The 11,642-nt window shown below is 68.3% G+C and carries 11 protein-coding genes and 2 tRNA genes; 6 read left to right on the top strand and 7 right to left on the bottom strand.

The genetic code is table 11. From position 1 onward, the window contains the following. Nucleotides 1-12 precede the first annotated feature (12 nt). The 3 genes from rph to ACODT0_RS35615 all read right to left on the bottom strand — a co-directional run bounded on the left by rph (nt 13) and on the right by ACODT0_RS35615 (nt 2,779). Nucleotides 13-744 carry a ribonuclease PH gene (gene rph / locus ACODT0_RS35625; protein ID WP_489043400.1) on the bottom strand — a complete coding sequence of 244 codons (732 nt, stop codon included), beginning with the start codon at nt 742-744 and terminating at the stop codon, nt 13-15. A 66-nt stretch (nt 745-810) separates the two neighbouring features. Next, the gene (locus ACODT0_RS35620) at nt 811-1,722 is read right to left on the bottom strand and encodes a PP2C family protein-serine/threonine phosphatase (RefSeq protein ID WP_057595161.1); all 912 of its coding nucleotides are present in this window, start codon (nt 1,720-1,722) and stop codon (nt 811-813) included. 49 nt (nt 1,723-1,771) lie between these two features. Then, nucleotides 1,772-2,779 carry a serine/threonine protein kinase gene (locus ACODT0_RS35615; RefSeq protein ID WP_057595160.1) on the bottom strand — a complete coding sequence of 336 codons (1,008 nt, stop codon included), beginning with the start codon at nt 2,777-2,779 and terminating at the stop codon, nt 1,772-1,774. Between the two features lie 91 nt (nt 2,780-2,870). On the opposite strand from ACODT0_RS35615, the gene ACODT0_RS35610 reads away from it, so the two are divergent. The 4 genes from ACODT0_RS35610 (at nt 2,871) to ACODT0_RS35595 (ending at nt 7,020) form a co-directional block, all read left to right on the top strand. Further along, nucleotides 2,871-3,794 carry a YicC/YloC family endoribonuclease gene (locus tag ACODT0_RS35610; protein ID WP_057595159.1) on the top strand — a complete coding sequence of 308 codons (924 nt, stop codon included), beginning with the start codon at nt 2,871-2,873 and terminating at the stop codon, nt 3,792-3,794. A gap of 20 nt (nt 3,795-3,814) precedes the next feature. Next, the gene (gene gmk / locus ACODT0_RS35605; protein ID WP_057595158.1) at nt 3,815-4,435 is read left to right on the top strand and encodes a guanylate kinase; all 621 of its coding nucleotides are present in this window, start codon (nt 3,815-3,817) and stop codon (nt 4,433-4,435) included. Between the two features lie 30 nt (nt 4,436-4,465). Beyond that, a complete protein-coding gene (gene rpoZ / locus ACODT0_RS35600) occupies nt 4,466-4,669 on the top strand; it encodes a DNA-directed RNA polymerase subunit omega (protein ID WP_057595157.1) in 204 nt (67 codons plus the stop codon). Nucleotides 4,670-4,764: 95 nt separating this feature from the next. Beyond that, entirely contained in the window at nt 4,765-7,020 is a 2,256-nt protein-coding gene (locus ACODT0_RS35595) for a RelA/SpoT family protein (protein WP_057595156.1), read from the top strand. Between the two features lie 22 nt (nt 7,021-7,042). Here ACODT0_RS35595 and greB read toward each other — a convergent pair whose 3' ends face one another. The 4 genes from greB to hrcA all read right to left on the bottom strand — a co-directional run bounded on the left by greB (nt 7,043) and on the right by hrcA (nt 8,997). Then, nucleotides 7,043-7,618 carry a transcription elongation factor GreB gene (greB, locus tag ACODT0_RS35590; protein WP_489043399.1) on the bottom strand — a complete coding sequence of 192 codons (576 nt, stop codon included), beginning with the start codon at nt 7,616-7,618 and terminating at the stop codon, nt 7,043-7,045. Between the two features lie 108 nt (nt 7,619-7,726). Then, nucleotides 7,727-7,803: transfer RNA gene (locus ACODT0_RS35585), tRNA-Arg, on the bottom strand. Between the two features lie 70 nt (nt 7,804-7,873). After that, nucleotides 7,874-7,950, bottom strand: a tRNA-Ile gene (locus ACODT0_RS35580). Between the two features lie 39 nt (nt 7,951-7,989). Further along, nucleotides 7,990-8,997, bottom strand: coding sequence for a heat-inducible transcriptional repressor HrcA (gene hrcA, locus ACODT0_RS35575; RefSeq protein ID WP_057595154.1), 1,008 nt, complete (start codon nt 8,995-8,997; stop codon nt 7,990-7,992). Between the two features lie 30 nt (nt 8,998-9,027). Here hrcA and ACODT0_RS35570 point away from each other — a divergent pair, with 30 nt between their 5' ends. Both ACODT0_RS35570 and recN read left to right on the top strand, forming a co-directional pair. Further along, nucleotides 9,028-9,936 (top strand): NAD kinase, encoded by a 909-nt coding sequence (locus ACODT0_RS35570; RefSeq protein ID WP_057595153.1) that lies wholly within the window; start codon nt 9,028-9,030, stop codon nt 9,934-9,936. Nucleotide 9,937: 1 nt separating this feature from the next. Then, on the top strand, nt 9,938-11,623 hold the full coding sequence (gene recN, locus ACODT0_RS35565) for a DNA repair protein RecN (protein ID WP_489043398.1): 1,686 nt from the start codon (nt 9,938-9,940) through the stop codon (nt 11,621-11,623). Nucleotides 11,624-11,642 lie beyond the last annotated feature (19 nt).

Raw genomic sequence — 11,642 nt, 5'->3', positions numbered from 1 at the left:
GGTTCATGGCTGCTACTTGGCCTGCAGGGCCTGCTGCTGCAGGACGACGAGTTCGCCGATGCCCTTTTCGGCCAGGCCCAGCAGCAGGTTCATCTCCTCGCGCGTGAAGGCCACGCCCTCGGCGGTGCCCTGCACTTCGACGAAATGGCCGGCGCCGGTCATGACGACGTTCATGTCGGTGTCGCAGGCGGAGTCCTCGGTGTACTCGAGGTCGAGCAGCGGCGTGCCGCCGACGATGCCCACCGAGATGGCGGCGACATGGCCCTTGATCGGCGAGGCGGCCAGCGTGCCGGCGGCGATCAGCTTGCTGACGGCATCCTGCGCGGCGACGAAGGCACCGGTGATGGCGGCGGTGCGGGTGCCGCCGTCGGCCTGCAGCACGTCGCAGTCGAGGTGGATGGTGCGTTCGCCGAGCGCGGCGAGGTCGAACACGGCGCGCATCGAGCGGCCGATGAGGCGCTGGATCTCCTGCGTGCGGCCGGTCTGCTTGCCCTTGGCGGCTTCGCGGCTGCTGCGGGTGTGGGTGGCGCGCGGCAGCATGCCGTATTCGGCCGTGACCCAGCCTTCGCCGCTGCCCTTCTTGTGCGGTGGCACCTTCTCCTCGACCGAGGCGGTGCACAGCACGCGGGTCTGGCCGAACTCGATCAGCACCGAGCCCTCGGCGTGGATGGTGAAGCCGCGCGTGATGCGCACGGGGCGCAACTGGTCGGCGGCGCGGCCGCCGCTACGGGTGAAAGCTGTCATGGTCTGATGAAGAAGAAGGAAGGAAAAAACACGGGCGCGCCCTCGAACGGGAAGGCGCGGAACGATTCAGGTCTTGCGGGCCGCCGAACGCCGGATGGCTTCGTTGATCTCGGCGATCGAACGCTCGATGGCGTCCTCGTCGAGGTCCTCGATCTCGTCGTCGGCGAGCATGCCGGCCTGGATGGTCGAGGCGAACACGCCGTCGCTGATGCTGTCGGTGGAGATGCCGGGCTCCTCGCCGGGCGCGTCGGGCATTTCCCATTCGAGCGCGATCAGCGTCACGTTGTCGCTGTGCGAGCCGCCCTTGCGCAGCGCCATCTCGGCGAGGTCGGGGGCGGCATCGGACACGGGCTTGCCGGACGACAGGGTGTGGACGATCAGCGCGTCGTCGAGCACGCCCCAGACGCCGTCGGAGCACAGCATGATGCGGTCGCCGCGCTGCAGCGCCAGCGGGGCCGACACGTCGAACAGCGGCGTGGTGGGCGAGCCGAGGCAGGTGAGCAGCAGGTTGCGGTTGGCGGGCGAGGACTCGGACACGCCGCGGTGGCGCGGGCGCTCGGCATGCGAATGGTCGAGCGTGCGCACCAGCAGGCGGCCGTCGCGCACGACGTACAGGCGCGAGTCGCCGCAATGCATCCAGGTGGCCATGCCGGCCTGCAGCACGGCTGCGACCACGGTGGTGCGCGGGGTGTCGAGCATCGCCTTGCTGCTGGCGTAGCGCATGATCTGCTGGTGTGCGGCCATCGCCGATTCGGCGAGGAAGGCCTTGGGGTCCTTCACCATCGGGCGTGCCTCGCGCTGGTAGAGCGCGGCCACGGTCTGCAGCGCGATCTGCGCGGCCACCTCGCCTTCGGGATGGCCGCCCATGCCGTCGGCCAGCACGAACAGGCCCGATTCGCGCGTGTAGCAGTAGCCCATGCGATCTTCGTTCTTGACGCGGCCGCCCTTGCGGCTGACCTGGAAGACGGAGAACTTCATGGCCGCGTTTCCAGGCGGGCAAGGATCGGGGAGGCGATGCGCTGCGTCGTCATGCCGGGCGGGTCGTCGGTGCCGCCGCGCGGGGCGCGCTCTTCTTGTCGAAAGAGCGGATGTTGTCGATCGACAGGCGCACCTTCTCGCCCACCGTGAGCTTGGTGTAGCGGCGCTCGCCCTCGCGGCTGAGTTCCTTCTGCAGCGCGAACACGGACTGCGGGCGCGAGAGCGGATCGAGCGACATGCACCACTCGACCACCTCGATGAGGTTGTCGGAATAGACGCCGCGCAGGCGCGACAGCGAGAGGCTCAGGCGGTCCTTCTCGATGCGGCGCGGCGCGTCGTTGGGCGGGTAGCCCTGCATGCAGGCGTAGATGCAGGCGCCGATCGCGTAGATGTCGGTCCAGGGGCCCATCGAGGAATCGCGGCGGTACATCTCGGGCGCTGCGAAGCCGGGCGTGTACATCGGGCGGATGAAGATGCCTTCTTTGCTGAGCACCTCGCGCGCGGCGCCGAAGTCGATCAGCACGGCCCGGTCGTCGTCGGTGACGAAGATGTTGGCGGGCTTGATGTCGAGGTGCAGCATCTTGTACTGGTGCACGATGCGCAGGCCGCGCAGGATCTCGTCGAACAGCGAGCGGATCGTCGATTCGCGGAACACCTTCTGCCGCTTGAGGTCGCGCGCGGTGACCACGAAGTCCTGCAGGGTCGCGCCCTCCAGGTAGTTCATGACCATGTAGACGGTCTCGTTCTCGCGGAAGAAGTTGAGCACGCTGACCACCGAGGCATGCGAGATCTGCGCGAGCGAGCGGCCTTCCTCGAAGAAGCTCTTGAGGCCGAGGCGGTACAGCGAGAGCTTCTCGGCCGGCACCTGCGGGGCGAGTTCGCCGGGGCCGCGGGTGGCGAGCGAAGAAGGGAGATACTCCTTGACCGCGACCTGCTGGCCGCTGGGGTCGATCGCCAGGTACACCACCCCGAAACCGCCCGCCGACAACCTGCGAACGATGCGGTAGCCGCCGATGGTCGTATCGGGCGGCAGAGGTGACGGCTTGACCTTTGACATAATCCGGGAGTTTCGCCCGAAGGCGATGGTGCGGCAAGCGAACGCCGTGCCGGTGCCTCGGTGCATGCAAGCAGAACCACAGAGAGGCGCAATGCCAGTTTACAGCATGACCGGCTATGCCAGCGGCCAGAACGGCCCCTCGGGCAGCCACGCCGAAACCGACGCGCGGCCCTCCGCCGCGGGCCGGCTCGGGGTCGAAATCCGCTCGGTCAACAGCCGCTTCCTCGACCTCACCTTCAAGCTCCCCGAAGAGCTGCGCCAGCACGAAACCGCCCTGCGCGAACTGCTGACCGGCCGCCTCAAGCGCGGCAAGGTCGAGCTGCGCGCTGCCATCGAAAGCAATGTCCAGGGCGGCGTGGCGGAGCCTTCCGTCAAGCTGCTGCAGCGGCTCAACGGCGTGCAGGACGGCATCAAGGCCTGGCTGCCCGGCGCGCGCGAACTCAGCGTGGCCGACGTGCTGCGGCTGGCGGGCAGCGACAGCGCGCCGCGCGGCGACTGGGGCGCCGACCTGCTCGAGGTGGCCGGCAAGGCGCTCGATGCCCTGGTGTCGGCCCGCCAGCGCGAAGGCGCGCGGCTGGCCAAGATGCTCGAGGCCCACCTGGGGCAACTGCGCGAGCTGGTCGCCCAGGCCGGACCGCTGGTGCCGCAGCTGGTCGAACAGCAGCGCACCCGTTTCCTCGAGCGCTGGCAGGAGGCCATGGGCCTGGGCGCCAACGGCGGCGGCACGCTGCCCGAGGCGGCGCAGGACCGCGCGCTGACCGAGGCGACCGCGTTCGCGATTCGCATCGACGTGGCCGAGGAGCTGACGCGGCTGAACTCGCATCTCGACGAGATCGAGCGGCTGCTCAAGAAGGGCGGCGAGATCGGCAAGCGGCTCGACTTCCTGATCCAGGAGCTGCATCGCGAGGCCAACACGCTGGGCTCCAAGTCGGCGGCGCTGGAGCTCACGCGCATCGGCGTGGACATGAAGGTGCTGATCGAGCAGATGCGCGAGCAGGTCCAGAACATCGAGTGAGCGAGCGAGTGAAGGAAAGCATGGACTATCCCGGCAACATCTTCGTGGTTGCGGCACCGAGCGGGGCCGGCAAGTCGAGCCTCGTGAAGGCCCTGATGGAGCTCGACTCGGCGGTGCAACCCTCCGTGTCGCACACGACGCGCTCGCCGCGCGGGCAGGAGAAGCACGGCCGCGAATACTTCTTCGCCTCGACCTCGGAGTTCGACGCGATGGTGGCCTCGGACGCCTTCGTCGAATGGGCCCACGTGCACGGGCAACGCTACGGCACCTCCAAGAAGGCGATCGAGGAACGCATCGCCCAGGGCGCCGACGTGATCCTCGAGATCGACTTCCAGGGCGCGCTGCAGATCCGCAAGGCCTTCGCGAACGCGGTGATGATCTTCATCCTGCCGCCGAGCTGGGAAGAGTTGCGCTCGCGGCTGGAACGCCGGGGCGAGGACAGCGCCGCGGTCATCGAACTGCGGCTGCAGAACGCCGCCGAAGAGATGGCGCAGGCCGGGAAATTCGATTTCGTTATAATCAACGAGTTATTTGAGCGCGCACTGTTCGATCTCAAAGCGATCGTCCACGCTCAGCGGCTCCGGTATTCCGCACAGCGACGCGCGCGTGCCGACACTTTCGCCGCCCTGAACATCCCCTGATTCCTCGCTCACCGACCGAAAGATTCCATCATGGCCCGCATCACCGTCGAAGACTGCCTGCAGCAGATCCCCAACCGCTTCCAGCTCGTGCTCGCCGCGACCTACCGCGCGCGCATGCTGAGCCAGGGCCATGCCCCGAAGATCGAAAGCAAGAACAAGCCGGCCGTGACCGCGCTGCGCGAGATCGCCGAAGGCAAGATCGGCCTGGAAATGCTCAAGAAGGTTCCCGGCTGATTGCTGACGCAGGCTTGCAACGGAAAAGCACCGCGACGCGGTGCTTTTTTTACGCCTGATCACGTCCACACAGCGGTCACGCTAAAGTGATAGCCATGAGCGCGGTCGCAAAATCTCAGTCCCATGCCCCTGCGGGCACGCCGAAGCCGAGCCCGGCGGCGCTGAATGCGGCCGCCGCCAGCTTCGCGGCCCTGACGGCCAGGCTCGACTACCTGAGCCCCGAAGACACCGAACTGGTCCGCCGCGCCTACCGTTTCGCCGACGAGGCCCACCTGGGCCAGCTGCGCAACAGCGGCGAGCCCTACATCACCCACCCCATCGCCGTGGCGGCGCAATGCGCCGAGTGGAAGCTCGACGCGCAGGCCCTGATGGCCGCCCTGCTGCACGATGCCATCGAGGACTGCGGCGTCACCAAGCCCGAACTGATCGAGCGCTTCGGCGCGCCGGTGGCCGAGCTGGTCGATGGCCTCACCAAGCTCGACAAGCTGCAGTTCAACACGCGCGAGGAGAACCAGGCCGAGTCCTTCCGCAAGATGCTGCTGGCGATGGCGCGCGACGTGCGCGTGATCCTGGTCAAGCTGGCCGACCGCACGCACAACATGCGCACGCTGGCCGACGCGCCGCGCGAGAAATGGGCCCGGATCTCGCGCGAAACGCTCGACATCTACGCACCCATCGCGCACCGGCTCGGCCTCAATCAGACGTACCGCGAGTTACAGGAACTGTCGTTCCGGCACCTCAAACCGTGGCGCTATGCAACGTTGGCCAAGGCCGTGGCCAAGGCGCGCGGTCGCCGGCGCGACCTGATCCAGAAGGTGCAGCGCGAGGTCGAGACCGCCTTCGCCGCCGCCAACATGACGCTGCGGATCGCGGGGCGCGAGAAGACGCTCTATTCGATCTACCGCAAGATGGAGGAAAAGCACCTGAGCTTCGCCCAGGTCACCGACATCTACGGCTTCCGGCTGATCGTGCCGAACGTGATCGCCTGCTACACCGGCCTGGGCATCCTGCACCAGATGTACAAGCCGCTGCCGGGCAAGTTCAAGGACCACATCGCGATCGCCAAGCTCAACGGCTACCAGTCGCTGCACACCACACTGGTGGGCCCGGCGGGCGTCAGCGTCGAGTTCCAGTTGCGCACCGACGCCATGCACGTGGTGGCCGAGTCGGGCGTGGCGGCGCACTGGCTCTACAAGGCCGCGGACCCGAGCACGGCCAGCAACGACCGCCTGGGCACCAAGTGGCTGCAGTCGCTGCTCGACATCCAGGACGAGACGCGCGACGCCGCGGAGTTCTGGGACCACGTCAAGGTCGACCTGTTCCCCGACGCCGTCTACGTCTTCACGCCCAAGAGCCAGATCATGGCGCTGCCGCGCGGCGCGACCGTGGTCGACTTCGCCTACGCGATCCACAGCAACATCGGCGACCACACCTCGGCCGCGCGCATCAACGGCGACCAGGTGCCGCTGCGCACCGAGCTCAAGAACGGCGACGTGGTCGAGGTGATCACCGCGCCGGTCTCCACGCCCAATCCGGCCTGGCTCGGCTTCGTGCGGACCGGCCGTGCGCGCTCGAAGATCCGCCACTACCTCAAGACCCTGGCCCACGCCGAATCCGAAGGCCTGGGCGAGAAGCTGCTGGCGCAGGCCCTGCGCGCCGAAGGCCTGAGCAAGCTGCCCGAGGACGATGCGGAGCACCAGCCGCTGTGGGAAAAGCTGCTGCGCTTCACCGGCAACCGCACGCGCGCCGAACTGCTGACCGACATCGGCCTGGGCAAGCGCATCGCGAGCATCGTGGCCAAGCGGCTGATGGCGCTCATGGCCGAGCTCGGCGAGCGCCCCGACGCGCTGCTGTTGAGCCGCGAGCGCTTCATCTCGCACGAAACCATCTCGCAAGGCGCGGTCACGCTCGACGGCAGCGAGAACTCGTCGGTGCGCTTCGCGCTGTGCTGCCGCCCGATCCCGGGCGACCCGATCGTGGGCTACCTCGGCCACGGCGAGGGCCTGGTGGTGCACACCGAGGCCTGCGGCGTGGGCCAGCGCCTGCGCCACAAGGACAGCGAACGCTTCTTCGCGGTCGAGTGGGCTGACGAACCGACGCGCGCCTTCGAAACCGGCGTGATCATCACCGTGCGCAACGACAAGGGCGTGCTGGCGCGCGTGGCCGCCACGCTGGCCGATGCCGAAGCCGACATCACCCACGTCGAGATGGCCGACGAGACGCCGCAGGATTCGACCGATCTGCGCTTCGTGATCGCGGTGCGCGATCGCTCGCACCTCGATGCGGTGCTGCGTTCGGTGCGCCGGACCACCTCGGTGCTGTCCGCCGCGCGCAGCGTTCCCGCGTCCTGATTCCGCGCCTGCGGCGCAGCCTCTATGCGGCGCCTGGCTCCGGCGCCGGATAGACGACCGACAGCAACTCGACCTCGTGCGTGCCGCCCGGCGTCACGAGCTTGACCACGTCGCCCTCCCGCGCCTTCAGCAGCGCCCGCGCGATCGGCGAGATCCAGCTGACCTGCGACTGCGCGCTGTCGGCCTCGTCGATGCCGAGGATCGTCACGCTGCGCTCGTCGCCGTTCTCGTCCGCATAGCGCACCGTGGCGCCGAAGAAGACCTGGTCGCTGCCGTGGTGCACGGAGGGGTCGGTCACCTCGGCGATCTCGAGGCGCTTGGTGAGGAAGCGGATACGGCGGTCGATCTCGCGCAGCCGCTTCTTGCCGTAGAGGTAGTCGCCGTTCTCCGAGCGGTCGCCGTTCTTGGCGGCCCAGTGCACGGCCTCGACCACCTTGGGCCGCTCCTCGTCCATCAGGTGCAGCAACTCGGTCCGCAGCCGCTCGTAGCCCGCCGGCGTGATGTAGTTCTTGCCGCCCGCGGGCAGCGGCGGCATAGCGCCGTCGGCGCCATCGTCGTCCGCGTCGGAATCCATTTCCTTGGTGAATGCCTTGTTCAAGCGACGCCTTTCGGAGATCGAAAGAAAAGCGTGGCGTCCGCCGTGCACGGACGAGCCCCGCACCAAAAAGAAAAGGGTCAACTCGTTTCCGAGTTGACCCTTGAAGAGTGGTGCGGCTGGCAGGAATTGAACCCACGACCCCTTGGTTCGTAGCCAAGTACTCTATCCAACTGAGCTACAGCCGCACAGCTTGCGATCATAGCACGTATTTTTGGGACCTTTCCGATTCGTCGAAACAAATCTCAAAAATACGGGTGGTAGGCCGTGCTGGGCTTGAACCAGCGACCAACGGATTATGAGTCCGCTGCTCTAACCAACTGAGCTAACGGCCCACGTGGACCCGATTCTATTCGCGCCGAAAAGGCGCCCCGCTACTTGCGGTGGCTCAGCGCGTTGCTGACCAGCCTCGAGGTGATGTCGACGATCTGGATCATGCGCTCGTAGGGCATGCGCGTCGGGCCGATCACGCCCAGCGTGCCCACGACCTGGCCGTCGACCTCGTAGTTGGCGCTGACGATGGACAGCTCCTCGACCGGCACCACCTGGCTCTCGCCGCCGATGAAGATGCGCACGCCCTCGGCCTTGCTCGACACGTCGAGCAGCCGCATCAGCTGCGCCTTCTGCTCGAAGAGCTCGAAGGCGCGCCGCAGCTGCCCCATGTCGCTCGAGAAATCGCTGACCGCGAGCAGGTTGCGCTCGCCCGAGATCACGACGTCGTCTTCCTGCGATTCGCTCAGCACGTCCGAGCTGACCTTCACGGCCGCCTGCATCAGCGCCGCGATCTCGCCGCGCAGCGTGTCGACCTCGGACTGCAGCCGGTCGCGCACCTGCTCGATCGTCAGGCCCGCGTAGTGGGCGTTGATGTAGTTCGCGGCCTCGACCAGCTGCGACTGCGAGTAATCGGCCTCGGGAAAGATCACGCGGTTCTGCACGTCGCCCTCGGGCGAGACGATGATCACCAGCAGCCGGCGGTCCGACAGGCGCAGGAACTCGATCTGCTTGAACACCGACGAACGCCGTGGCGCCATCACCACGCCGACGAACTGCGAGAGGTTCGACAGCAGGTGCGCCGCATTGGCGATCACGCGCTGCGGCTGGTCGGGCGCGAGGCTCGGCGCGGCCAGGTGCTCGCGCTGCGCGGTGAGCATGGTGTCGACGAAAAGCCGGTAGCCGCGCGCCGTGGGCACGCGGCCGGCCGAGGTGTGCGGACTGGCGATCAGCCCGAGCGCCTCGAGGTCCGACATCACGTTGCGGATGGTCGCGGGCGAGAGGTCCAGGCCCGAGGAACGCGAGAGCGTTCGCGAGCCGACCGGCTGGCCATCGGCGATGTAGCGCTCGACGAGCGTCTTGAGCAGCAACTTGGCGCGGTCGTCCAGCATTGCAAGATTTTAGTGTTGTAATTTGTAGCCATGACTTCCCCCTTTCGTCACGTCGCGCTGATCGGCAAATACCAGGCTTCCGGTGCCCGGTGCGGCGAGCGCGACAGCGTGATGGAAGGCATCGCGAGCTTCCTCGAATCTCAAGGCTGCAAGGTCTACGTCGAGCAACCGCGCGGCGACGACGAACCGGCCCAGGCGCTGCCCACCGGCGACCGCTACGAAGCCCTCACGGTCGAGCAGATCGGCCAGCAGTGCGACCTCGGCCTGGTGGTTGGCGGCGACGGCACCATGCTCGGCATCGGCCGGCAGCTCGCGGCCTTCGGCATTCCGCTGATCGGCATCAACCGGGGCCGGCTCGGCTTCATCACCGACATCCCGCTCGACAACTACCAGGCCACGCTGATCCCGATGCTGGCCGGCGAATACGAGGAAGACCACCGCAGCCTGATGCACGCGCAGGTGATGCGCGACGGCGCCGTGGTGTTCGACGCGCTCGCGATGAACGACGTGGTGGTCAACCGCGGCGCGACCTCGGGCATGGTCGAGCTGCGGGTGTCGGTGGGCAAGCATTTCGTGGCCAACCAGCGCGCCGACGGCCTGATCATCGCGTCGCCCACGGGCTCGACGGCCTATGCGCTGTCGGCCGGCGGGCCGCTGCTGCATCCGGCGGTGCCGGGCTGGGTGCTGGTGCCGATCGCGCCGCACACGCTGTCGAACCGCCCGGTGCTGCTGCCCGATGCCGACGAGATCGTGATCGAGCTCGTGGGCGGGCGCGACGCCAGCGCGAATTTCGACATGCAATCGCTGGCCTCGCTCGCGATCGGCGACCGCGTGGTGGTGCGCCGCTCCGATTTCCGGGTGCGTTTCCTGCATCCGCGCGGCTGGAGCTATTTCGACACGCTGCGCAAGAAACTGCATTGGAACGAAGGAGGTTCCTGAGATGGCGCTCAGACGCATCGCACTGCGCGATTTCGTGATCGTGCGATCCCTGGAGATCGATCTGTCCGACGGCTTCACGGTGCTGACCGGCGAAACCGGCGCGGGCAAATCCATCCTGATCGACGCGCTGCAGCTCGCGCTCGGCAACCGCGCCGATGCGGGCGCGGTGCGCGAAGGCGCCGAGCGGCTCGACGTGAGCGCGGAGTTCGACCACGACCCGACCTTCGTGGCCTGGCTCGACGAAGGCGGCTTCGAGGCGGGCGATGCCCTGCTGCTGCGCCGCACCGTCGACCTGCAGGGCCGCAGCCGCGGCTGGATCAACGGCAGCCCCGCCACCGCGACGCAACTGCGCGACATCGGCGACCGGCTGCTCGACATCCATGGCCAGCATGCCTGGCAAAGCCTCACGCGGCCCGACGCGGTGCGCGGCCTGCTCGATGCCTACGCGGGCGTGCGCACCGATGCGCTCGACGCCGCCTGGCACGGCTGGCGCCAGGCGCTGTCCGCGCTCGAGCAGGCGCGCGGCACGCAGGATTCGCTGCAGCGCGAGCGCGAGCGGCTGCAGTGGCAGATCTCGGAGGTCGCGAAGCTCGCGCCCGGCGCCGACGAATGGGAAGAACTGTCGGGCAGCCACACGCGCATCTCGAACGCGCAGGCGCTGATCGATGCCGCCCAGGGCGCCAGCCACGCGCTCGAGGACGAGGACAACGGCGCGCTGGCCGCGCTCTCGCGCGCGGTCACGCTGCTGCAGAACTGCGAACACATCGAGCCCGAGTTCCGCGCGCTCGGCGAGGTGCTGTCCTCCAGCATCGCGCAGGCCGCCGACGCCGCGCACTCGCTGCACGGCTACCTGCGCGACGCCGACACCGACCCGCAGCGGCTGGCCGAGCTCGACGAACGCATGAGCCTGTGGATGTCGCTGGCGCGCCGCTACAAGCGCCCGCCGGCCGAACTGCCGGCGCTGCTGGCCGGCTGGCAGGCCGAGCTGCAGGCCCTCGACGCGCAGAGCGACCTCGAGGGCCTGGAACGCGCCGAGCAGGCCGCGCAGCAGGCCTACCTGAAGGAAGCCCGCGCGCTCGGCAAGCTGCGCAAGCAGGCCGCGCCCAGGCTGGCCCAGGCGGTCACGCAGGCGATGCAGGGCCTGGGCATGCAGGGCGGCCGCTTCGAGGTCGATCTGCAGCCGCTGGCCCAGCCGGGCAAGGCCGGTCTCGAGGAGATCGCCTTCCTGGTCGCCGGCCACACCGGCAGCACGCCGCGGCCGATCGGCAAGGTGGCCTCGGGCGGCGAACTCTCGCGCATCGCGCTCGCGATCGCGGTCACCACCAGCCAGCTCGGCACCGCGCAGACGCTGATCTTCGACGAGGTCGATTCGGGCGTCGGCGGCGCGGTCGCCGAGACCGTGGGCCGGCTCATGAAGCAGCTGGGCCGCGACCGCCAGGTGCTCGCGGTCACGCACCTGCCCCAGGTGGCGGCCTGCGCCGACCACCACCTCGTGGTCGCCAAGCGGCAGACCGCGGGAACCGCCGGCAAGGACGGCCCGCGCACCGAGAGCGGCGTGTCGCTGCTCGACGGCGACAGCCGCGCGAACGAGATCGCGCGCATGCTGGGCGGCGAGAAGGTCTCGCAGACCTCGCTCGCCCACGCGCGCGAGATGCTGGGCCACAAGACGCCGGCGGCCACCTCATGAAGGCGGCGCGCCAAGACCA

The sequence above is a fragment of the Variovorax sp. FG153 genome (assembly GCF_057809595.1).
The sequence above is the reverse complement of the archived record's forward strand: the minus strand, read 5'-3'. Positions and strand labels throughout refer to the sequence as shown.